The organism is Janibacter melonis (assembly GCF_020567375.1).
Lineage (GTDB): Bacteria > Actinomycetota > Actinomycetes > Actinomycetales > Dermatophilaceae > Marihabitans > Marihabitans melonis.
This window is the reverse complement of record NZ_JAJBZM010000003.1, coordinates 822,499-844,596: the sequence shown is the minus strand read 5'-3', so window position 1 is coordinate 844,596 and position 22,098 is coordinate 822,499. Positions and strand designations below refer to the sequence as shown.

21 protein-coding genes are annotated in these 22,098 nt (G+C 73.6%); 10 read left to right on the top strand and 11 right to left on the bottom strand.

Annotated features, from left to right (window positions below):
• Positions 1–15: 15 nt before the first annotated feature.
• From LIV55_RS16165 to LIV55_RS16155, 3 genes are all read right to left on the bottom strand, one after another.
• A complete protein-coding gene (locus LIV55_RS16165) occupies positions 16–510 on the bottom strand; it encodes a hypothetical protein (protein ID WP_123090823.1) in 495 nt (164 codons plus the stop codon).
• Positions 507–2,426, bottom strand: a complete 1,920-nt coding sequence (gene dnaG, locus LIV55_RS16160; RefSeq protein WP_123090824.1) for a DNA primase — start codon at positions 2,424–2,426, stop codon at positions 507–509. The genes LIV55_RS16165 and dnaG overlap by 4 nt, the downstream gene beginning before the upstream one ends.
• Before the next feature lie 270 nt (positions 2,427–2,696).
• Positions 2,697–3,923, bottom strand: coding sequence for a deoxyguanosinetriphosphate triphosphohydrolase (locus LIV55_RS16155; RefSeq protein ID WP_191680439.1), 1,227 nt, complete (start codon positions 3,921–3,923; stop codon positions 2,697–2,699).
• Between the two features lie 45 nt (positions 3,924–3,968).
• Between LIV55_RS16155 and LIV55_RS16150 the strand changes: the two genes are divergently transcribed.
• Positions 3,969–5,288 (top strand): hypothetical protein, encoded by a 1,320-nt coding sequence (locus LIV55_RS16150; protein WP_229300919.1) that lies wholly within the window; start codon positions 3,969–3,971, stop codon positions 5,286–5,288.
• Between the two features lie 3 nt (positions 5,289–5,291).
• On the opposite strand, the gene LIV55_RS16145 is transcribed toward LIV55_RS16150, so the two are convergent.
• From LIV55_RS16145 to LIV55_RS16130, 4 genes are all read right to left on the bottom strand, one after another.
• Positions 5,292–5,963, bottom strand: coding sequence for a YdeI/OmpD-associated family protein (locus tag LIV55_RS16145; protein WP_229300918.1), 672 nt, complete (start codon positions 5,961–5,963; stop codon positions 5,292–5,294).
• Between the two features lies 1 nt (position 5,964).
• On the bottom strand, positions 5,965–7,209 hold the full coding sequence (dusB, locus tag LIV55_RS16140; RefSeq protein WP_229300917.1) for a tRNA dihydrouridine synthase DusB: 1,245 nt from the start codon (positions 7,207–7,209) through the stop codon (positions 5,965–5,967).
• Positions 7,210–7,256: 47 nt separating this feature from the next.
• Positions 7,257–8,696: a hypothetical protein gene (locus LIV55_RS16135; protein WP_229300916.1), complete on the bottom strand. Its 1,440-nt coding sequence runs from the start codon at positions 8,694–8,696 to the stop codon at positions 7,257–7,259.
• 99 nt (positions 8,697–8,795) lie between these two features.
• Entirely contained in the window at positions 8,796–9,974 is a 1,179-nt protein-coding gene (locus tag LIV55_RS16130) for an NAD(P)/FAD-dependent oxidoreductase (RefSeq protein WP_229300915.1), read from the bottom strand.
• Positions 9,975–10,045: 71 nt separating this feature from the next.
• On the opposite strand from LIV55_RS16130, the gene LIV55_RS16125 reads away from it, so the two are divergent.
• From LIV55_RS16125 to LIV55_RS16115, 3 genes are all read left to right on the top strand, one after another.
• Positions 10,046–11,011 (top strand): cation diffusion facilitator family transporter, encoded by a 966-nt coding sequence (locus tag LIV55_RS16125; RefSeq protein ID WP_224766808.1) that lies wholly within the window; start codon positions 10,046–10,048, stop codon positions 11,009–11,011.
• Positions 11,008–11,838: a sulfurtransferase gene (locus tag LIV55_RS16120; RefSeq protein ID WP_229300914.1), complete on the top strand. Its 831-nt coding sequence runs from the start codon at positions 11,008–11,010 to the stop codon at positions 11,836–11,838. The genes LIV55_RS16125 and LIV55_RS16120 overlap by 4 nt, the downstream gene beginning before the upstream one ends.
• 84 nt (positions 11,839–11,922) lie before the next feature.
• The gene (locus LIV55_RS16115; protein WP_229300913.1) at positions 11,923–12,681 is read left to right on the top strand and encodes an SIMPL domain-containing protein; all 759 of its coding nucleotides are present in this window, start codon (positions 11,923–11,925) and stop codon (positions 12,679–12,681) included.
• A gap of 57 nt (positions 12,682–12,738) precedes the next feature.
• Here LIV55_RS16115 and LIV55_RS16110 read toward each other — a convergent pair whose 3' ends face one another.
• Positions 12,739–14,145 carry a glycine--tRNA ligase gene (locus LIV55_RS16110; RefSeq protein WP_123090832.1) on the bottom strand — a complete coding sequence of 469 codons (1,407 nt, stop codon included), beginning with the start codon at positions 14,143–14,145 and terminating at the stop codon, positions 12,739–12,741.
• 55 nt (positions 14,146–14,200) lie between these two features.
• On the opposite strand from LIV55_RS16110, the gene LIV55_RS16105 reads away from it, so the two are divergent.
• Genes LIV55_RS16105 through LIV55_RS16085 form a run of 5 tightly spaced genes read left to right on the top strand, consistent with a single transcriptional unit; the run spans position 14,201 to position 17,721 of the window.
• Complete coding sequence (locus LIV55_RS16105) at positions 14,201–14,506, top strand: hypothetical protein (RefSeq protein ID WP_068274394.1); 306 nt, start codon at positions 14,201–14,203, stop codon at positions 14,504–14,506.
• A 47-nt stretch (positions 14,507–14,553) separates the two neighbouring features.
• Positions 14,554–15,492 carry a metal ABC transporter substrate-binding protein gene (locus tag LIV55_RS16100; RefSeq protein WP_229300912.1) on the top strand — a complete coding sequence of 313 codons (939 nt, stop codon included), beginning with the start codon at positions 14,554–14,556 and terminating at the stop codon, positions 15,490–15,492.
• Positions 15,489–16,292, top strand: a complete 804-nt coding sequence (locus LIV55_RS16095) for a metal ABC transporter ATP-binding protein (RefSeq protein ID WP_229300911.1) — start codon at positions 15,489–15,491, stop codon at positions 16,290–16,292. The genes LIV55_RS16100 and LIV55_RS16095 overlap by 4 nt, the downstream gene beginning before the upstream one ends.
• Positions 16,289–17,329 carry a metal ABC transporter permease gene (locus tag LIV55_RS16090; RefSeq protein WP_229300910.1) on the top strand — a complete coding sequence of 347 codons (1,041 nt, stop codon included), beginning with the start codon at positions 16,289–16,291 and terminating at the stop codon, positions 17,327–17,329. Before LIV55_RS16095 ends, LIV55_RS16090 begins: the two co-directional genes overlap by 4 nt.
• A complete protein-coding gene (locus LIV55_RS16085) occupies positions 17,326–17,721 on the top strand; it encodes a Fur family transcriptional regulator (protein ID WP_123090836.1) in 396 nt (131 codons plus the stop codon). Before LIV55_RS16090 ends, LIV55_RS16085 begins: the two co-directional genes overlap by 4 nt.
• Before the next feature lie 9 nt (positions 17,722–17,730).
• Here LIV55_RS16085 and LIV55_RS16080 read toward each other — a convergent pair whose 3' ends face one another.
• Together LIV55_RS16080 and recO are read right to left on the bottom strand one after the other, a co-directional pair.
• Positions 17,731–18,516 carry an isoprenyl transferase gene (locus LIV55_RS16080; RefSeq protein ID WP_068274039.1) on the bottom strand — a complete coding sequence of 262 codons (786 nt, stop codon included), beginning with the start codon at positions 18,514–18,516 and terminating at the stop codon, positions 17,731–17,733.
• A complete protein-coding gene (gene recO / locus LIV55_RS16075) occupies positions 18,513–19,292 on the bottom strand; it encodes a DNA repair protein RecO (RefSeq protein ID WP_229300909.1) in 780 nt (259 codons plus the stop codon). Before recO ends, LIV55_RS16080 begins: the two co-directional genes overlap by 4 nt.
• 167 nt (positions 19,293–19,459) lie before the next feature.
• On the opposite strand from recO, the gene LIV55_RS16070 reads away from it, so the two are divergent.
• A complete protein-coding gene (locus LIV55_RS16070) occupies positions 19,460–20,080 on the top strand; it encodes an alpha-ketoglutarate-dependent dioxygenase AlkB (RefSeq protein ID WP_372456524.1) in 621 nt (206 codons plus the stop codon).
• Between the two features lie 61 nt (positions 20,081–20,141).
• Here LIV55_RS16070 and leuA read toward each other — a convergent pair whose 3' ends face one another.
• Positions 20,142–21,878: a 2-isopropylmalate synthase gene (leuA, locus tag LIV55_RS16065; RefSeq protein ID WP_229300908.1), complete on the bottom strand. Its 1,737-nt coding sequence runs from the start codon at positions 21,876–21,878 to the stop codon at positions 20,142–20,144.
• Positions 21,879–22,098: the final 220 nt, after the last annotated feature.

The following is a 22,098-nucleotide window of genomic DNA, read 5'->3' as shown; positions in this document are numbered from 1 at the left end:
CGACGAAAACGGCGGTCAGCGCTCGAGGCCGACGTGCTCCGCGAGCCGGGCGAGGGCGTCGTCGACCTGCTCCTTGAGCTCGGGCCGGTCGGGGTCGGCGCCCTCGGAGTAGATGGTCTGCACGCTCAGCGCGCCCGTCGCGAGGTCCTTGCGCAGGACGACCCGGGCCTTGTCGCGACGGTCGACGCCGACGTGCTCGGTGAGCACGACGCTGGCCTGGACGCGCTCGCGGAAGGCGTCCGTCACCGGGCCCGGGTCCGGCAGCACCCAGGCTCCCGGCTCACGCCCGTCGACGAAGGTCGCCCAGATCTCGTCGCGCTCGGGACGCCAGCCGCCGCCGTCGACGAGGTGCCACGGGCAGCGCTCGGGCTGCTCGCCGTCGACGACGAGCCGGTAGGTCGTCACGGCGAGCACACCGCCGTCGGCGAGGGCCGCGCTGGCGAGGACCCGCTCCCCCCGCTCGAGACCCTCGGGCTGGGGCTGCTTGTCACGTCGGCGCAGGATGCTCATCGGGTCAGCCCATCACGGATGGCTGCGCGCTGGCGCTCCAGGTCCTGCAGGCGCACCGAGAGTGCGCGCAGCTCGGCCTGGTCGGCCTTGGGGTCGGTGCCCAGGCGCCGCATCGTCGCCATGCCGTCGGCGATCTCGCGGCTCACCTGGCGCTCCCGCACCCGGGCGACGAGCGAGTCGGTGTACGCCCGCGGCGGCAGCCCGCTCGAGGCCTCGAGGACGACGGGCACGGGGGCGACGGCGAGCTCGGCGATGAGCCCGCGCACGGTGAGCGACGCGGCCTCGCCGAGCAGCGCGTGCCAGCCGCCGAGCGAGAGGTCCGGGCGCAGGCCGACCTCACGGATCGCGTCGAGCACGGCCCGGTGCGCCGGGGCGCTGATCGCCTCGGGCTGCCAGTCCTCGATGCCGGACTCGGCGAAGAGGGAGGGGTACTGCAGCACGGACTGGAAGAGCTGGCGCTCGGCGAAGACGACGGGGTCGCGCAGGTCGGGCGCCGGCAGCCCGGCCATCGCCTCCGCGCTCGGCTCTGGAGCGGCGGGTGCGGAGCGCTCCTTCGGGCCGGTGCTCGGCTGTGCCGAGACACGGCCGGCGCGCTGGGTCGCGGTGCGCATCTGCTCGACCTCGACACCGACCCATCCGGCGACGGTGCGGATGTACTCCGGGCGCAGCGCGCTGTCGCGGATCGCGTTGATGATCGGGGCGACCGCCGTCATCGCGCGCACGCGACCCTCCGCGGTCGTGAGGTCGAAGCGCTCGAGCGTCGTGCGCACCGCGAACTCGAACATCGGGACCGCCGACTCGACGAGGTCGCGCACCGCGGCGTCCCCGTCCCGCAGCCGCAGGTCGCACGGGTCCATGCCCTCACGGGCGACCGCGACGAAGGACTGGCTGGCCCAGCGCTGGTCCTCGCCGTAGGCCTTCATCGCGGCCTTCTGCCCCGCCGCGTCGCCGTCGAAGGTGAAGACCACCCGCGCCGGCGACATGTCGGCCTCGTCGCGCATGATCCGCCGGAGCATCTTGATGTGGTCGACACCGAAGGCGGTGCCGCACGTCGCCACGGCCTGCTCGACCCCGGAGAGGTGGGCCGCCATGACGTCGGTGTAGCCCTCGACGACGACGGCCTTGCGCTCGGTCGAGATCGCCTTCTTCGCGAGGTCGAGCCCGTAGAGCACCTGGCTCTTCTTGTAGATCGCCGTCTCGGAGGTGTTGAGGTACTTCGCGTTGATCCGGTCGTCCTCGAAGAGGCGCCGGGCGCCGAAGCCGAGGGTGTCGCCCGTCGTGTCCCGGATCGGCCACAGCAGACGGCCGCGGAAGCGGTCGTAGAGGCCCCTCGAGCCCCGCCCGCTCAAGCCGGCGGCGACGAGCTCCTCGTCGGTGAAGCCGCGTCCGAGGAGGTGGCGGGTCAGCTCCTCGCCGCCGCGGGGCGCGTAGCCGATGCCGAAGCGCTCGGCGTCGGGGCGCATGAAGCCGCGCTGGCGCAGGAAGTCGCGACCGGCTCGCCCTTCGCTCGTGTCGACGAGCATCTGCTGGTACCACTGCTCGGCCGTCCGGTTGGCCTCGATGAGCCGGGAGCGCTTGCCGATGCTCTCGCCGCGGCGTGGCGCCCCGCCCTCCTCGTAGCGCAGCTCGAGGCCGAGCTTGCCGGCGAGCCGCTCGACGGACTCGGTGAAGGTGAGGTGGTCGACCTTCTGCACGAAGTCGAGGACGTCTCCCCCTTCGCCGCAGCCGAAGCAGTGATAGCTGCCGACGGACTCGCGCACGGTGAAGGACGGGGTCTTCTCGTCGTGGAAGGGGCACAGCCCCTTCATCGCGCCGACCCCGGCGGGGCGCAGCGTCACGTGCTCGCGGACGACGTCGGTGATCGACGAGCGCTCCTTGACGGCCGTGACGTCCTCGGCCCTGATCCTGCCTGCCACGCGTGCACCTCCTGCGGTCGAGGTGAGTCTAGGTGCCGCGGCGAAGGGGGCGCTCAGAGCCGACCTCGGCGCACGGAGGTGACGACCCGGCCGCGATGACCCGAGTCCCGCGCTCGGGCCGGGATCACGGCGGCCGACCGGGAAGTCGGCCATCGGCCGGGACACGTCTCGGCACGAGCGGGTGTCCTGGGCCGGGTCCGTCGTCCCGGGCACGGACGGGTTCCCCGGACGCCGTCCTGAGCGGCACCCCTGTCGCGGCGAAGGGGACGCTCAGAGCCGGGCGTGGAGGGCGAGCGCCCGGACGTCGGTGAGCCCGGCGACCTGGTCGACGACGACCCGCAGCCGTGCCGCGTCGTCTGCCGCGGCCGCGTGGTCGGCGCGAAGGTCGGGGTCGAGACGGCTTCGTGGGTCGGCGGCGAACCACTCGACGAGGTCGCCGACGACGACCCGCTGGCGCACGTAGACGTCGGCGCGCTCGCTCGCGTGCATGACGAAGTGGGCGGCCATCCCCTTGAGCACCGCGACCTCGGCGCGGCTGTCGTCGGGCACGACGAGCGAGGCCGCGTAGCGGGTGAGCGGGCCGGGCCCGTAGCGCTCGCGGGTGGCCTCCTCGGCTGCCTGGACGAAGCGGCCGACGAGGCGCGAGGTCATGTCCTTGAGCCGGGCGAGCGCCTCGCGGCTGCCGTCGAAGTGCAGCGGCACGAGGCCCTGGTCGGTGAGCCGGGCGAGCGCGGCCTCGACCTCGTGTGCCGGCAGGTCCGCGGCGTACTCGCCGTGGGCGGCGGCGAGCACCGAGTCCGAGCGGGCGGTGTCGCGCAGGGCCGCGGGGTCGAGCTGGCCGGAGGCGACGGCGTCCTCGACGTCGTGCACGGAGTAGGCGACGTCGTCCGACCAGTCCATGACGTCGGCCTCGAGGCAGCGCACCCGTGGCGCGGCTCCATGGCGCACCCAGCCGAAGGCCGCGACGTCGTCGCCGTACGCGCCGTACTTCGGTCCGGGGCGCGGGCCGTCGTCGCGGGTCCAGGGGTACTTCGTCGCGGCGTCGAGGCTCGCGCGGGTGAGGTTGAGACCGGCAGGGCGGCCGTCGGGGTGGACCCGCTTGGCCTCGAGCCGGGTGAGGATCCGCAGGGTCTGCGCGTTGCCCTCGAAGCCGCCGATGCCCGCGGCGATCGCGTCGAGCGCGCTCTCCCCGTTGTGGCCGAAGGGGGGATGCCCGAGGTCGTGCGCGAGGCAGGCCACCTCGACGACGTCGGCGTTGCAGCCCAGCGCCCCGCCGAACTCCCGGCCGATCTGAGCGACCTCGAGGGTGTGGGTCAGCCGGTTGCGCACGAAGTCGTCGCTCGCCGGCTGGACGACCTGGGTCTTCGCCGCGAGCCGGCGCAGGGCGGCGGAGTGGATGAGCCGCCCCCGGTCGCGCGCGAAGTCGTCGCGATCGGCGCGCTTGTGCACGGGGTCCTCGGCCACCCAGCGCTCACGATCGGCCTCGGCATAGGTCACGGGGCGAGCCTATGTCCGGCAGGACCCCGCCCTAGGGTTGCGTCTGTGACGACCCCGGACGAGCCGCCACCTGCCACCCCCGACGACGCGACGACCGATGCCGAGCAGCTGACCGCCGCCGTGCGGGTACGACGGTGGCTCGGCGCCGACGCCGTCGACGTGCTCCTCGGCGCCTCCGGCCCCGACTCGGCGGCTCGTGCCCTCCTCGCGACGCGCCCGCAGGTCACCGAGCACAGCGTGCAGGACGGGCTCGACCTCGTCGCCGACCGGCATCGAGACCACCCCGACGGGCTGCCCGCCGAGCGGTGGGGCGCCCGCATCGCCCGGGTCCGCAACCTCATGGGAGCGCTCACCCTCGTCGTGCTCCTCGCCCTGCTCGTCGCCGGCTTCGTCGCCCGGCAGGACACGGGGGTCGACGACCCCTTCGAGGCCCTCGAGGCGCAGACGTCGCCGGAGGTGCTCCGCGGCGCCGTCCTCGCCCTGCTGGCGCCGCTCGCGGTCGGCGTGCTGCTGCTGTGGGTCACCTCGGTGTGGCGGCACGTCATCACCCTCGCCGAGGCGCGGTACGCCGTGCGCTGGGCCGCGAGCCGCGCCGGGCAGCGCGGCCGCGGGATCCCGGTCGCCGATCCCTTCCCGGGGCTCGCGGGTCCCGCCATGGCGTTGTCCGTCATGGGCTGGGTGATCGGCGGGCTCGCGCTGCTGCTCTGCCTGCTCGTGCTCTCGGACCCCGTCCTCGCCCTCGTCCTGCTCGGACTGGCGGCGGCGATCTTGCTGCCGACCTGGCCGCTCATGCGCTGGCGTCGAGAGATGCGCCGGGCCGGCGCCGTGGCGAGCGCGCACCTGCTGATCCTCGGCACCCGTGACGACGGCGTGCGCCTCGACGTCGCCACGTCGGTGCAGGAGCACGTCCTCGTCGTCGTCCAGCTGCCGCTCACGAGCAGGTGGCACCCGAGCGAGGAGCGCGTCGTCTACCCGCTGACCGCCGTCCTGCCCCGCGACGAGCTCGCGCGTCGCCATGACCAGGTCGACCAGGACCTCGCGGGGCTCGTCGCCGTCGGGCCTCGGCACGAGGCACCCCTCGTCACCGTCGAGCGCAACGCCGAGGACCACCACCTCGACGTCGAGCGCTACTCCGGCGGCTGGGTCGTCGCCCTGGGCACGCGGTCCGGCCGGCCCGCGGCGCTCGTCGTCCCCTCGGACCCGGAACGCTTCGTCGCCGAGGTGCTGCCCACCCTCGGCGACCGCCACGGCCTGGAGAGCGGGTCGTTGCGTGTCCACGAGCCCCGCCAGGTCCCGACCGGCGGTTCGCGCTGGATGCAGGGGTGGGACCCCCGTGACGACGTCGACACGTCGAGGACGACCTAGACCTCAGGCGCCGTCCTGGGCGGCTCGGGCCCGGCGCACCCAGGCGGGCTCGGCGCCGTAGCGCTGCGTGCGGATGAGCCGTCCGGCGGCGCAGTCGGCGACGAGCTCGCCCATCCGCCGCTCGCGGGTGGCCTCCTGCTTCGCGCCGAGCACCCAGTGGGTGGCCTGCTTGCGGTACCCCGGCGTCGCCTCGGCCCAGAAGGCCCGGGCACGGGGCTCTGCCTCGAGACGGGCCGCGTATCCCTGCGGCAGCTCACCGGCCTCGACCTCGTAGGTGTAGATCGCCGTGCGGTCCTCGCGCCGCCGCTCGAAGGCCGCCTCGCCCGCCGGCGTCATCAGCCCCTGCTCGCGCAGCCGCTCGACGTGAGCGACGTTGACCGCGCTCCACGTGCTGCCCGCGCGACGGGGCGTCCAGCGCTGGCGCCGCGAGTCCTCGTCGACCCGCTCGCTCACGCTGTCGATCCACCCGAAGCACAGGGCGACCGGCACCGCCTCCGCCCAGGTGATGCCGCGGTCGGGGACGTGCTTGCCGCGCAGCCCCATCCACAGCTCGCTCGCGCTGTCGTGGTGCTCCTCGAACCACGCGCGCAGCTCGGCCGCGTCGGCGAAGTAGGTCGCCGGTCGCTCCGGCGTCCCCCCGGGGCGACCGGGCGCCCCCTTCGCCCCCGACGTCATCTCAGCCGCCGCTCACCGACAGCTCGGCCTGGGAGACCTGGGCGGCCTGGTCGGCGTCGAGCTCGCGGCTGCGCAGCCAGCCCTCCGGGAGGGCGACGGTGCGCGGGGAGCCGGCGCGGCCCCGGGGCCCGTCGGCGGCCTCGGCGGGCCAGGGCACGTCCGGGTCGAGCGTCGCGATGAGCTCGTCCAGGGCGGCGAGGGAGTCGACGAGCGCGAGCTGGTTGCGCACGCGCGAGCCCGCCGGGAAGCCCTTGAGGTACCAGGCGATGTGCTTGCGGATGTCGCGGCAGCCGCGCAGCTCGTCGCCGTCGTAGAAGTCGACGAGGTGCTCGGCGTGCAGGCGCAGCGTCGCCGCGACCTCGCCGAGGGTCGGTCGGACGCGAGCGCTCGAGCCGGCGAAGGCGGCCGCGAGATCGGTGAAGAGCCACGGCCGGCCCAGGCAGCCGCGGCCGACGACGACGCCGTCGCAGCCGGTCTCGCGGACCATCCGCAGGGCGTCGTCGGCCGACCAGATGTCGCCGTTGCCGAGGACCGGGACCTGCGTGATCGTCTCCTTGAGGAGCCGGATCGCCGACCAGTCGGCCTGGCCGGAGTACGCCTGGGACGCGGTGCGGCCGTGCAGCGAGATCGCCGCGACGCCCTCGTCGACGGCGATCTGCGCGGCCTCGAGGTAGGTGAGGTGCTCGTCGTCGATGCCCTTGCGCATCTTCACCGTCACCGGGATGTCGCGGCGCGAGCCCTCCTCGACGGCGGCGGCGACGATGGAGCGGAAGAGGTCGCGCTTCCACGGCAGCGCCGCTCCCCCGCCCTTGCGCGTCACCTTCGGCACCGGGCACCCGAAGTTGAGGTCGATGTGGTCGGCCCGGTCCTCCGTGGCGATGATCCGGGCGGCCAGCCGGGTGGCCCCGGGGTCGACGCTGTAGAGCTGGACGCTGCGCGGGTGCTCGTCCGGGTCGTGCTCGAGCAGCCGCATCGTCTCGGGCGAGCGCTCGACGACCGCACGCGAGGTGACCATCTCGTTGACGTACAGGCTGCTCGCCCCGTCGGCCCCGCCGGCGACGTGACCGGCCGCGCCGTAGCGCCGGCACAGCCGGCGGAAGGCGACATTGGTGATGCCGGCCATCGGCGCGAGGACCACCGGCGAGGTGATCGTGTGGCGGCCGAGGCGAAGGGGTGGCAGCACCGGCGACGCGGCCTGCGTCGCGGGCGGCGCGGTGCGGGGCGAGGTGGTGGTGGGAGCGCTCATGACCACCCCAGTGTCCCACCACCGGCGGACAGCCCCTCCCCGCCGGCTCACAGCACCGGCGAGCCGACCATCTCCCCCACCGCCGGCTGCGACCCCGGCGGTGGCTGCCCGAGGACCTCGGTGACCCGCCACGTCGTGCCGGTGTGGACGTCCCACACGAGGACCCAGGTGCCCAGGGCGGAGCGCGAGAGGAGGAGCAGCTGGTCGGCCGGCCCCCAGTCGAGCGGGACGAGGCCGCCCATGACGGTGCTGTCGTCGGCCGCGGCGAGCACCCGGGGACGGGGCGAGGCGTCGACCTGCACGGCGTAGACGCCCTGGTAGCTGCCGTCGAGCTGGGCGGTGGCCCACTGCGGCAGCCAGATGCCGGCCGCCGACCACCCGGCGATGTCGCTCACCGTCTCGCCGTGCACACCGCCGACCGGGCCCGGCATCGTCTCGCCGCCGACGAGGTCGCCCGTGCCGGCGTAGGAGGAGCGCTCGAGCCGGCCGTCGGGACGCAGCACGAGCACCTCGGGGGCCGGGCTGACCTGGGGATCTGCCCGCCGCACGCGCGAGCCGGTGATCCGCCACGTCGACTCCCCGCGCACGATGATGTCGCCGTTGCCGGCCCACCCGAGGCTGCTCAGCCGGTCGTCGGGCACCGGGATCTCCTGGGTGCGCCCGCGGGCGACGTCCACGACGACCACCCGACCCGGCTGGGGCACGGCGACCCGGTCGCGGTCGGGGTGGATCATGTCGCCGGTGAGCACGAGCGGCTCCCCGACGACCTGGCTGGTCAGCAGCTCCTCGACCTCGACGTAGGGCGTCGGCGTGCCCGTGAGGCGCAGCACGAGGTGGGCCCGGTGACGACCCTGCACGCGGCGCAGGGCCACGGCGCGCACCGGCTGCGAGAGCCCGCCCTGCGGCAGCCCGGAGATGTCGGCGCCCGCGGTCCAGCCCAGCGTCGCCCCGAGGCCCAGGCTGCCCGGGTCGGGGTGCCGCGGCAGGTCGCCCAGCTGCTCGGCCGGGACGAGCCGGTCGACCTGGGCGCCGCCGAGCACGACCGGGCGGCCCGGGCCCTCGGAGGTCGACGTCGGTGCCGGCACGGGCTCGACCGCCGCGTCGGGCCCGAGGGCGAAGCCGACGCCGAGCACGGCGACGACGGCCGCCGCGACGACCGCCCCGCGGCGCCGCCCGGCCCGACGACGGGTCGTCGCGGTGCGCCACGCGCTGTCGACGAGGGCGTCGAGGTCGGACGTGGCGGGAGGGGGCGTCGTCCGCGAGCCCGGGTGGGTCCGGTGCCGGTGCATGGCGCGCCGCGCGTACGCGAGGGGCTCCTCGTGGCGCAGCACGCCCCAGCGCACGGCCACGAGGACGAGGGCCTCGTGCACGTCGACGCGGGCCTGCTCCTCGTCGACCCGGCCGTGGCCGGCCTCGCGCAGCAGCCCGGCCACGCTGGAGCGCGCCCAGCTGACGAACTCCTGCTCGTCTCGCGACGGCCCACCCATGGCACCGACCTCCCGTCCGCCCTCGTGCGGCGCGACCTCTCGTCGCCAGGATGGACCCTGCACCTGCGCCCGCGCAGCCGGTCCGATCTCGGTCCGGCCTCAGACGCGGCCGCGCAGCAGGGCGTAGCGGTAGACCCTCGGCTCGAGGTAGCGGTCGAAGACCCACAGCCAGGTCCTCGGGACGGTGAGATCGGGTCGGCGCACGGTGGGCTGAGGGGTGCCGTCGCGGTCCATCTCGGCGAGGAGCAGCCGGCGCCGGTCGGTGGTGATCGGGATGATCGTGTAGCCGTCGTAGCGGCGCAACGGCTCGCCGAGACGGCGGCGGGCGATGTTGTCGGCGAGGACGTCGACCTGCCGACGCAGCGCTCCCCCGGACGGGCGGGTGCGCAGGTCGGCGACGTCACCGAGGGACCACACGTCCGGTGCGCTGCGGTGCGCCATCGTCTCGGGGTCGACGTCGACGAGCCCGTGCTCGCCACCGGCGAGACCGGCCAGCCAGGACGGCCCCCGGTAGTGCGGGACGACGACGGCGTGGTCGACGTCCGCGATCGGCGTCGTGCCCCCGCCGGACGCGACGACGACCTCGCGGGTGGCGCCGTCGAGCGACGCGACCCGGGCGTCGTGGTGCACCTGGACGCCGAGCCTCTCGAGCCGGGTGGTGAGCGTGCCGTCGACGAAGGGGAGGTCGAGGACCGACGCGAAGGGGGTGACGAGATGGATCTCGACGTCGCCGAGGACCCCTTCGCGCCGCCAGTGGTCGGCCGCGAGGAAGAGGGGCTTGAGCGCCGTGCCACCGCACGGCGCCGGCTCGGGCGGGATGCTCAGCACGACCCTGCCGCGGCGAAGGGGGCGCAGCGCCTCCCAGGTGCGCTCGGCCCGTTCTTCGAGGTGCGGGGTGCTCGCCCAGCCCGACGCGAGAGCCGTCTCGAGACCCTCGACCGCGCCGAGGTCCTCCTCGAGCCCGGTCGCGACGACGAGGTCGGTGTAGCCGACGCGCTCCCCCTTCGCCGTCTCGACCTCGTGGAGGTCGGGATGCACGGCGACCGCCCGGTCGCGCAGCCACTGCACGCCCGAGGGCATGACGGCGTGCGTCGTCAGGGTGAGCTCGTCGAGGCGCGCCTGACCGCCGCCGACGTAGTTGAGCATCGGTCGGTAGAGGTGGGTCGCGGAGGGGGCGACGACGAGGACGTCTCGGCAGCCGACCCGGCGCAGCCGGGCGGCCAGCGAGATGCCGGCGTTCCCTCCCCCGAGGACGACGACGTCGTGGTGCCGGCTCATGGGGCGGACGCTACCCGCGCGACCGGCGGCTGCGGGGCCGCAGGTCGGGCCCCGTGCGCGAGGATGGCCGGGTGACGACCGCCGCACCGCCCGCCCGGGTCGACCGGGCCCGTCTGACCCGCTTCGCCTGGCTGGCCATCGCCGCCGCCCTGGTGACGATCGGGATGAAGACCACCGCCTGGCTCGTCACCGACTCCGTCGGTCTGCTCTCGGACGCAGCCGAGTCGGTCGTCAACCTTGTCGCCGCCGTCGGCGCGCTCGTCGCCCTGCGCGTCGCGGCGGCCCCCGCCGACGCGGGCCACCATTTCGGCCACGCGAAGGCGGAGTACCTCTCCGCCGCCCTCGAGGGCGCGATGATCGCCGTCGCCGCGCTCGTCATCATCTGGCAGTCGGTGCTGCGACTGCTCGACCCCCGGCCGGTGGAGGACGTCGGCATCGGTCTGGCCATCTCGGTCGGTGCGTCGGTCGTCAACGGGCTCGTCGCCGTCGTGCTCCTGCGGGCCGGTCGCCGGCACCGCTCGATCACCCTCACCGCCGACGGCCGGCACCTGCTCACCGACGTCGTCACCTCCGTCGGGGTCGTCGTCGGCGTCGCGCTCGTGTGGCTCACCGGCATCGACTGGCTCGACCCCGTCGTCGCGCTGCTCGTCGCGGCCAACATCCTGTGGGCCGGGTGGGGGCTGCTCGACGAGTCGACGAGCGGGCTCATGGACCGCACGATGGACGAGTCCGACAACGTCCGGCTCGCCGAGCTGCTCTCGCGGTGGGCCGACGACGAGGTCCACTTCCACGGCCTGCGCACGCGGGTGGCCGGCCACACCTCCTTCGCCGAGGTGCACGTCCTCGTGCCCGGGGCGTGGGACGTGCGCCGGGCCCACGACCTCGTCGAGGAGGTCGAGGACGCGCTGCGGGCGGAGTACCCCGACCTGCGGGTCTCGACCCACATCGAGCCGCGCGAGGACCCCCGCTCCTACGACGACTACGAGCACGAGGTGCCCGTGGCCGGCCCGACACCGACCCCCGGAGGACCCTCATGAGCACGCTGCTCACCCCTTCTGCCCTCGACGCGATGCGTCAGCGCCCCGACGTCGTCGTGCTCGACGTGCAGTACGAGCTGGGCGGCACGCCGAGCGCCCAGCTCTACGCCGCCGGTCACCTGCCCGGGGCGGCGCCGGTCGACCTCGACTCCGTCCTCGCCGGCCCGCCCGGCGCGGGTGGACGGCACCCCCTGCCCGACCCGGAGGTGCTCCAGGAGGGCCTGCGAGCCGCGGGTGTGCGCGCCGAGAGCACCGTCGTCGTCTACGACCAGCGCACCTCGCTGTCGGCCGCCCGGGCGTGGTGGGTGCTGCGCTGGGCAGGCGTCGAGGACGTCCGCGTGCTCGACGGCGGTCTGTCCGCGTGGCGCGACGCCGGGCTGCCGGTGAGCACCGAGCCGGACCCGGTCGAGCCGGGTGACGTCGTCGTGCGCCCCGGGAGCCTGCCGGTCCTCGACGCCGACGGCGCCGCCCGGGTCGCGCAGGAGGGTCTGCTCCTCGACGCCCGCACGCCCGAGCGCTTCCGCGGCGAGAGCGAGCCGATCGACCCGGTCGCCGGGCACGTCCCCGGGGCGACGAACCTGCCCATGGGCGAGCTGGTGCGCCCGGACGGCCGGCTGCTCCCGCCGGAGGAGCTGCGGGAGCGGCTGCACGCCCTCGGGCTGCACGCCTCCGACGCGACACCCGTCGGCACGTACTGCGGCTCGGGCGTCACCGCGGCGCACACGGCGCTCGCCCTTGCCGAGATCGAGGTGACCGCCGTGCCGTACATCGGCTCGTGGAGCGAGTGGGTCTCCGACCCCGAGCGGCCCGTCGCCACCGGCGCCTGAGCGGGGGAACCACCCGCTCCCCCGCCGCGTCCTAGCCCCGAGGTCGACGGCACGGGCCGTCGCACGAGGATCGGGGTGGGGCAGATGAGCGGGATCTCCAGCAGCATGCGCGGGGCGGTCGTGACGCTCGCCGTCGTGGTCGGGCTCGCGCTCGCCTACGTCGTCGGCACGAGCAACGCGCAGGCCGACGAGCCGGACCCGGCAGGCCCGGCGAGCAGCGAGACGATCACCATCCGTGGCTCGGGGAGCACGAGCGTCGTGCCCGACGAGGTCCACTTCGACCTGTCGGTGACGACCCGGGCCGAGGGCCTCGACGACGCGCTGAGCCGCTCGAGCGCCGAGCTGTCGACGGCCGTCGACGCCCTCGTCGACCAGGGCGTCGCCCGCGAGGACGTGCGGACCACCGGCGCCCAGATGCGCCCGACCTACCGCCGGGTCAAGGGGCAGGCGCCCGAGCCGACGGGCTACTCCGTCACGCAGTCGGTGCGGGTCGAGGTCGCCCTCGAGGACGCCGGCGACGCCATCACCGCGGCGACCAAGGACGCCGGCAGGGCGCTGCGCGTCGGCGGGATCCGGCTCGCGGTGAGCGACGAGACGCAGGCGACGAAGGAGGCGCGCGACGAGGCGATGGCCGACTCGCGCGCGACCGCCGAGCAGTACGCGAAGGCGTCCGGGCGCCGGCTCGGGAGGGCCACGAAGATCGTCGAGCCCCGCGGTGACCGGGGCGTCTTCGAGGCGCAGTTGCTCAGCAGCGCCGACGCGAGCACCGGCAGGGCCTTCGCCCTCTACGCCGGCGAGCAGGACCTCACCGTCCAGGTCGAGGTGGTCTGGGAGCTCCTCTGAGACGACGCAGCGCCCCCGGCCTGGTGGCCGGGGGCGCTGGCTGTCGTGCGGTGCGGCTCAGCAGCCGAGGAGCTTGGGGGCGAGCCAGGACTCGACCTGGTCGATGCTCACCCGCTCCTGGCGCATCGAGTCGCGCTCGCGGATCGTCACCGCGTCGTCCTCGAGGGTGTCGAAGTCGACGGTGATGCAGTACGGCGTGCCGATCTCGTCCTGGCGGCGGTAGCGCTTGCCGATCGCCTGGGCGTCGTCGAAGTCGACGTTCCAGCTGCGGCGCAGCTGGGCGGCGAGGTCGCGGGCCTTGGGCGAGAGGTCGGCGTTGCGCGAGAGCGGGAGCACCGCGGCCTTGACCGGCGCGAGGCGGTGGTCGAGGCGCAGCACCGTGCGGGTGTCGACCCCGCCCTTGGCGTTGGGCGCCTCGTCCTCGGCGTAGGCGTCGACGAGGAAGGTCATGAGCGAGCGCGACAGGCCCGCCGCCGGCTCGATGACGTACGGCGTGTACTTCTCGCCGGAGGCCTGGTCGAAGTAGACGAGGTCGGTGCCCGAGTGCTCGCTGTGGCTCTTGAGGTCGAAGTCGGTGCGGTTGGCGATGCCCTCGAGCTCGCCCCACTCGTTGCCGCTGAAGCCGAAGCGGTACTCGATGTCGACGGTGCGCTTCGAGTAGTGCGAGAGCTTCTCCTGCGCGTGCTCGTAGTGGCGCAGGTTCTCGGGCTTGATGCCGAGGTCGGTGTACCAGCGGGTGCGCTCGTCGATCCAGTACTGGTGCCAGTCCTCGTCCTCGCCGGGCTTGACGAAGAACTCCATCTCCATCTGCTCGAACTCGCGCGTGCGGAAGATGAAGTTGCCCGGCGTGATCTCGTTGCGGAAGGACTTGCCGGTCTGCGCGATGCCGAAGGGGGGCTTCTTGCGCGAGGTGCCGAGGACGTTGAGGAAGTTGATGAAGATGCCCTGCGCGGTCTCGGGGCGCAGGTAGTGCAGCCCGGACTCGTCCTCGATGACGCCGAGGTAGGTCTTGAGCATCATGTTGAACTCGCGCGCCTCGGTCCACTGGCCGCGGGTGCCGCAGTCGGGGCAGACGACCTCGGACATCGGCACGTCGTCCGGGTCGAGCTCCTGGCCCTTCTTCGCGGCCTTCTCGGCCACGGCCTCCTGCAGGTGGTCCTGACGGCGGCGCTTGTGGCAGCTGAGGCACTCGACGAGCGGGTCGGTGAAGGTGCCGACGTGCCCGGAGGCGACCCAGGTCTCGCGCGGCAGGATGATCGAGGAGTCGAGGCCGACGACGTCGTCACGACCGGTGACCATCGAGCGCCACCACTGGCGCTTGATGTTCTCCTTGAGCTCGACGCCGAGGGGACCGTAGTCCCACGCGGAGCGGGTGCCGCCGTAGATCTCGCCGCAGGGGAAGACGAATCCCCGCCGCTTGCACAGCGAGACGACGGTGTCGACGGTGGAGGTCTGCTTGGCCATGGCGCAAGGCTATCCGGCCGCGAAGGGGGTGCCGACCACCGCCTACGATCGTCGGGTGAGCCCGTCCCAGCCGTCCCCCGAGGTCCCGCGGGACACCGCCGTCGCCCGCGCCACCGCGCCCCTCGTCCGATGGGTGTCGGGGCTGCCGCCGGTCGTGCCCGTCCTCGGCGTCTTCGCCCTCGTCCTGCTCGGTGCGGTCGTGCCCGGCTGGGGCTGGGTCTTCCTCGCCCTCGCGGTGCTCGTGCTCGTCTGGGTGCTCGCCATCAGCTGGCCGCGCCTCACGCCGTCGGAGAAGATGCTCCGCCTCGCGGTCATCGTCTTGTGCCTGGCGATCACCGTCGTGCGAGCCGTCCCGCGCTGACCCGTAGATTTTGACAACCGTTCTCAATTGAGATGAGAATGGTTGTCATGAAGCGCACCGCCCTCCTCGTCGCCCCCCTCCTCGCCCTCGCCGCCTGCGGCAGCGACGGCTCCGACGACGCAGCGGGCGGGGGTGACCGCCTCGAGGTGGTCACCTCCTTCTACCCCCTGCAGTACGCCGTGCAGCAGGTCGGCGGCGACCGGGTCGAGGCGACCAACCTCACCCGCCCCGGCGCCGAGCCGCACGACCTCGAGCTCAGCCCCAAGGACGTGCTGTCGGTGGCCCAGGCCGACTCGGTGGTCTACCTCGCCGACTTCCAGCCCGCCGTCGACGACGCGATCACCGAGGCCGACGGCACCGCCTTCGACGTGACGAAGGCCGCCCGGCTCGACCTCGCCGCCACCGACGACGGCCACGACCACGGCGGCGAGTCCGCGGAGGAGCACGCGGGCCACGACCACGGCTCGCAGGACCCCCACTTCTGGCTCGACCCGCAGCGCTACGCGGACGTCGCCGACGCGATCGCCGGCGAGCTCGGCCGGGTCGACCCCGACCACGCCGCGGAGTACGAGCAGAACGCCAAGGACATGCGCACCCGGCTCGACTCGCTCGACGCCTCCTTCCGCGAGGGCCTGAAGGACTGCCGGACGACCGACCTCGTCACCTCGCACGCCGCCTTCGGCTACCTCGCCGACGCGTACGGCCTGACCCAGGAGTCGATCACCGGGCTCACACCCGAGACCGAGCCCAGCGCGCAGGCGATGAAGGACGTCGTCGAGCACATCCGCGAGCACGACGTGCCGACCGTCTACGCCGAGACCCTCGTGCCCAAGGACGTCGCCGAGACCATCGCGAAGGAGGCCGACGCGCAGGTCATGGTCCTCGACCCGATCGAAGGGGTGACCGACGAGTCGTCCGCGCAGGACTACTTCGGCATCATGGAGGCCAACCTCACGACCTTGGAGAAGGGCCAGTCCTGCTCATGAGCTCAGCAGAGCCCACCCCGGTGATCCGGGTGCACGCGGCCTCCTTCGGGTACTCCGAGCGCACCGTCGTCACCGACGTCGACCTCGTCGTGGAGCGCGGCGAGGTCGTCGCCGTGCTCGGGCCCAACGGGTCGGGCAAGTCGACCGTCGTCAAGGGCCTGCTCGGGCTCGCCGAGACCAGCCGCGGGACCGTCGAGCTCTTCGGCACCCCGCGCGAGCACCTCGAGGAGCGCACGCGGGTCGGGTATGTCCCGCAGCGCCACACCCTCGCCTCGACCGTCTCGGCGACCGTCGAGGAGATCGTCGCGACCGGCCGTGTCCCCCGCGTGCCGTGGTGGGCGCCGTGGCGGGCCCTGGCTCCCGAGCACCGCACGGCCGTCCGCGAGGCGATCGAGGTCGTCGGTCTCGGCGAGCAGCGCACCCACGAGGTCTCGACCCTCTCGGGCGGCCAGCAGCGCCGGGTGCTCATCGCCCGGGCCCTCGCCGCCGGACCCGAGCTCTTCGTCCTCGACGAGCCGACCGCCGGCGTCGACGTCGGCAACCAGCGGGTGCTCGCCGCCGTGCTGCGACGCCTCGTCGAGCGCGGCGCGACCCTCGTCGTCGTCACGCACGAGCTCGACGCCCTGCGCGACCTCGTCACCCGGGCCGTCGTCGTGCGCGACGGCGCGATCGCTTACGACGGGCCACCCTCGGCGCTCGACGACCTCGGCCACGTGCACCACCACCACGACGACGAGCTCGACCACGAGCCCGACCCCTCGCTCACCGGCGAGATCATCGCCCCCAGGAGGCGTGCATGAGCGACCTGCTCTCCCTGGACTTCATGCGCAACGCGCTGCTCGCGGCGCTGCTCGTCGGCGCTGCCGCGCCGCTCGTCGGGGTCTTCCTCGTCCAGCGGCGCATGTCGCTCATCGGCGACGGCCTGGGCCACATGGCCCTGGCCGGCGTCGGGGTCGGCGTGGTCACCTCGACCTCCCCCGTGTGGACCGCGCTCGTCGTCGCCCTCGTCGCGGCGGTGCTCATCGAGCTGCTGCGCTCGTACGCGCGCACGGGCGGCGACCTCGCGCTCGCCGTGATGTTCTACGGCGGCATCGCCGCCGGCGTCGTGCTCATCGCGCGTGCGCCGGCGGGTGCCCCGGTCAACCTCAACGGCTACCTCTTCGGCGCGATCAACACGGTCTCGCGCGCCGACCTCGTCGCCTTCGCCGTGCTCTCCGCCGTCGTCGTCCTCGTGACGACGGTGCTGCGCGGCCGCTTCTTCGCCGTGGCGCAGGACGAGGAGTACGCACGGGCCGTCGGCCTGCCGGTCGTCGGCACCAACGTCTTGCTCGCCGCGCTCACCGCCCTCACCGTCGTCGTCTCGATGCGCGTCGTCGGCCTGCTGCTCATCAGCGCGCTGATGATCCTGCCCAACGCGGCCGGTCAGCAGCTCGGGCGCAGCTTCCGCGGGGTCCTGCGGTGGGCCGTCGTCATCGGCATCGGGACGAGCGTCGGCGGGGTCGTCGCGAGCTTCTACGCGGACACCCCCTCCGGTGGCACGATCGTCCTCCTGCTCATCGCGATCTTCGTCCTCGCCGCGGCCGGCGGCGCGGCGGCGCGCACCCTGCGACGGCGCCGGGCGGCTCCTGCCGGGCACCCGCACGAGCACGTGCACTGGGACGAGTGCGGCCACGAGCAGGTGCTGCACGGCGACCACGTCGACTACGTCCACGACGGGCACCGTCACGCCGCGCACGGCGACCACTGGCACGAGCACGGCGACCACGAGCACGAGCACGGCGACCACGAGCACGACCACCGCGGTGACGACGCCCGCGACCACGAAGGGGCACGATGAGCACACCAGCACGCAGGCCGACCCGGCAGCGGGTCGCCGTCGCCGAGGCGCTGTCGCGCTCCCAGGCCTTCGAGTCCGCGCAGGAGCTGCACACCCGGCTGTCGACCGCCGGCGAGCGGGTGGGCCTCGCGACCGTCTACCGCGCCCTGCAGGCAATGGCCGACGACGGCGACGTCGACGTCGTGCGCACCGACGAGGGCGAGTCCCTCTACCGCCGGTGCAGCACCGGGCACCACCACCACCTCGTGTGCCGTGAGTGCGGTCGGGCCGTCGAGGTCGAGGGGCCGACGGTGGAGCGCTGGGCCGACCGGGTCTCCGCCGAGCACGGCTTCACCCAGGTCGAGCACACGCTGGAGATCTTCGGGCGCTGCGCGGACTGCTCGCGCGGCTGACCCCTTCGCTCAGCCGTCGACCGCGTCCACCGCTCCCCCGTAGCGCCGGTCGCGCCGGGCGTAGGTCTCGATCGCCTGCCACAGGTGGCGGCGGTCGTAGTCGGGCCACAGCGTGTCCTGGAAGACCATCTCGGCGTACGCGCTCTGCCACAGCAGGAAGTTGCTCGTGCGCTGCTCGCCGCTGGACCGCACGAAGAGATCGACGTCGGGCATCCCCGGCTCGGGCAGGTAGCGCGCGATGGTGCGCTCGTCGATGCCGTTGCCCTTGAGCCGGCCACGACGCACGTCCTCCGCGATGCGCTGCACGGCATCGGCGATCTCGGCCCTGCCCCCGTAGTTGACGCAGAAGTACAACGTCATCGCGTCGTTGTCCTTCGTCATCTCCTGGGCGATCTCGAGCTCCTTGATGACCGAGGCCCACAGCCGTGGGCGCCGGCCGACCCAGCGCATCCGCACGCCCCACGCGTGCAGCTGGTCGCGGCGGCGCCGGATGACGTCGCGGTTGAAGCCCATGAGGAAGCGCACCTCGTCGGGCGAGCGGCGCCAGTTCTCCGTCGAGAAGGCATAGGCCGAGAGGTGGGTCACCCCGATCTCCAGCGCCCCGGCGACGACGTCGAGCAGCGCGCCCTCGCCGGCCTCGTGCCCCTTCGTGCGGGGCAGCCCGCGCTCGTTGGCCCACCGGCCGTTGCCGTCCATGACGACGGCGACGTGACCGGGCACGAGCTCGGCCGGGACCGGCGGCGCGGTGACCCCGGTGGGGTGCGCGAAGGGGGTCTCGTACCGTCTCGTCGTCATCGCGTCCTCGTCATCGGGTCGTCGGGGGCGGGCGCCCTCGAGGGTTGGGGGGTGCGGTCGACCAGGCCGAGGGAGCGCACGCCCCGCTCGAGGTGCCACTGGAGGAAGGCAGCGGTCAGGCCGCTCGACTCGCGCCGCGCCGGCATCGGCGAGGCGTCGGCGTGGGCCCAGTCGCCGGCGAGGAGCGAGGCCATGAGCGCCGTCGTCGCCGGCGCGGGAGCGCTCGCCCCCGGCGTGCGGCACTGCGAGCAGACCGAGCCGCCCGCGGCGATCTGGAAGGCGCGGTGCGGGCCGTCGGCGCCGCACCGGGCGCAGTCGTGCAGGCTCGGCGCCCAGCCCGCGACGGCGAGGGCGCGCAGCAGGTAGGCGTCGAGGACGAGCGAGGAGTCGTGCTCGCCGGCCGTGAGGGTGCGCAGCGCCCCGCACAGCAGGTGGTACTGCTGGACGGAGACCTCGTGCTCCTCCGTGAGCCGGTCGGCGGTCTCGAGGATCGCGGCGGCCGCGGTCCAGTCCGAGTAGCGGCTGGCGAGGGTGTGGCCCCACGAGTCGACCCCGACCGCCTGGGTCACGGTGTCGAGGTTGCGACCCTCGTAGCACTGGACGTCGACGTGCATGCCCGGCTCGAGGCGGGCGCCGAAGCGGGACTTCGTGCGGCGGACCCCCTTCGCCACCGCCCGGACCTTGCCGCGACCGCGGGTGAGCATCGTGATGATGCGGTCGGCCTCGCCGAGCTTGTGCGTGCGCAGCACGACACCGGTGTCTCGGTACAGGGGCATGCGTCCATTGTCCTACGAGCCCCCGACGACGCCCGCCGCCGCGCCGCACCTCGTCGCTGGTCGAGGTGCGAGGGCGCTCAGCGCCCGAGCCTCGAGACCACCCGCACCGGGAAGGGGTCGCGCAAGCACCTCGAACACCTGTTCGATGCACTTGCTATCCTCGTCTCGTGAGCGCGCTGCAGCCCAGCCTCTTCGACGACGCGGAGCGGCCGACCCTCGCCCCGGTCGACCCGCGCCGCACGACGCTGGACCGGGGGGCGTGGGTCGACCTGCACCCGGGCTGGGTGAGCGGGGGCGACACGGTGCTCGACGACCTCGTGCGTGACGTGCCGTGGCACGCCGAGCGCCGCCAGATGTACGACCGCGTGCTCGACGTGCCCCGCCTGACGAAGTTCTACGGCGAGCACGAGCCGCTCCCCCACCCCCTCGTCGCGCAGGCGCGCACCGCCCTCAGCGCGCACTACCGCGACGAGCTGGGCGAGGACTTCGTCACGGCGGGCCTGTGCCTCTACCGCGACGGGCGCGACTCCGTCGCCTGGCACGGCGACCGCATCGGGCGCAGCCGCGAGCAGGACACGATGGTCGCGATCATCTCCCTCGGCGCGCAGCGCGTCCTCGCCCTGCGCCCGCGCGACGGCGGCCCGTCGACCCGGCTGCCCCTCGGCCACGGCGACCTCGTCGTCATGGGCGGCTCGTGCCAGCGCACGTGGGACCACAGCGTCCCGAAGGCTGCCGCCGTGAGCGGCCCGCGGATCTCGATCCAGCTCCGCGTGCGCGGGGTGCGCTGAGCGATACGAAGGGGGCGCGACCGGATGACCGGTCACGCCCCCTTCGTCGTCCGCCGACAGGTCAGACGGTGTCGCGCTCCGCGCGGTTGACCGCCGAGAGGATCGCGCGCAGCGAGGCCTTGACGATCGACTCGTGCAGGCCGACGCCCCACAGGACGCGGTCGCCGACGGCGCACTCGACGTACGCGGCGGCGCGGGCGTCGCCACCGGCCGACAGCGCGTGCTCGTGGTAGTCGAGGACCCGCACGTCGACGCCGATGGTGCCGAGGGCGTCGGTGAAGGCGTCGATCGGGCCGTTGCCGCGGCCGTGGACGGTGATCTCGCTGCCGCCGTCGGTGAGCACGGCCTCGATCTGGTCCAGGCCGTCCTCGCTGCCCGAGATCGTCGAGCGCACGGGCGCCAGACGACCCCAGCGGATCTCGGACTCCTCGGAGTGGAGGTACTCGTCGGAGAAGATGCGCCACAGCTCGGCGCCGCTCACCTCGCCGCCCTCGGTGTCGGTCTTGCGCTGGATGACCTGGCTGAACTCGACCTGCAGACGACGCGGCAGCTCCATGCCCCGGTCGGTCTTCAGCAGGTAGGCCATGCCGCCCTTGCCGGACTGGCTGTTGACGCGCACGACGGCCTCGTAGCTGCGGCCGATGTCGTGCGGGTCGATGGGCAGGTAGGGCACGCCCCAGTCGATGCCGTCGGTGTCGGTGCCCGCGGCCTTGGCGCGGCGCTCCATGTCGTCGAAGCCCTTCTTGATGGCGTCCTGGTGGGACCCGGAGAAGGCCGTGTAGACGAGGTCGCCGCCCCACGGGTGGCGCGGGTGCACCGGCAGCTGGTTGCAGTGCTCGACGGTGCGCCGGATCTCGTCCATCTGCGAGAGGTCGACCTGCGGGTCGATGCCCTGGCTGAAGAGGTTCATCCCGAGGGTGACGAGGTCGACGTTGCCCGTGCGCTCGCCGTTGCCGAAGAGGCACCCCTCGATGCGGTCCGCGCCGGCCAGGTAGCCGAGCTCGGCGGCCGCCACCCCTTCGCCCCGGTCGTTGTGCGGGTGCAGGCTGACGACGACCGACTCGCGCCGGTCGAGGTGGCGGATCATCCACTCGATGGAGTCGGCGTAGACGTTCGGCGTGGCCATCTCGACCGTCGCCGGCAGGTTGATGATCATCTTGTGGTCCGGCGTCGGGTCGATGACGTCGATGACCTCGTTGCAGACCCGGACGGCGAACTCGAGCTCGGTGCCGGTGTAGGACTCCGGGCTGTACTCGTAGTAGACGTCGGTGTCGGGGATCGTCTCCTCGAGCTTCTTGCACAGCCGCGCCCCCTGGAGCGCGATGTCGACGATGCCGTCCTCGTCGGTGCCGAAGACGACGCGGCGCTGCAGGACCGAGGTCGAGTTGTAGAAGTGGACGATCGCCTGGCGGCTGCCGGCGATGGCGTCGAAGGTGCGCTCGACGAGCTCGTCACGGCACTGGGTGAGCACCTGGATCGTCACGTCGTCGGGGATGTGCCCGCCCTCGATGAGCATCCGGCAGAAGTCGTAGTCGGTCTGGCTCGCGCTGGGGAAGCCGACCTCGATCTCCTTGTAGCCCATCGTCACGAGCAGCCGGAACATCGTCAGCTTGCGCTCGGAGTCCATCGGGTCGATGAGGGCCTGGTTGCCGTCGCGCAGGTCGACCGCGCACCAGCGCGGGGCCTTGGTCATCACGGCGTCGGGCCACGTGCGGTCCGGCAGCTCGACGCGGATCTGGTCCTGGAAGGGCAGGTACTTGTGGGTCGGCATCCCGGAGGGGGCCTGGGAGTGGATCATGTCTCTTCTCGTCTCGTCTCGGGTGGGTCGGCCGGACGCACCGAACTCCGCGACGAGGGGGGCCGTCTAGGCCTCGCCGCGGCAGAGAAGGAGGAGTCGCGCCTGCATGGCGACCACCCTAGACCCGCCCGCAGTACGCCACCCAGGGGGTCCCGTACTGCGGACACCCAGGGCGAAGGGGGCCCGCCGACGAGATGTCGGCGGGCCCCCTTCGTCGTGG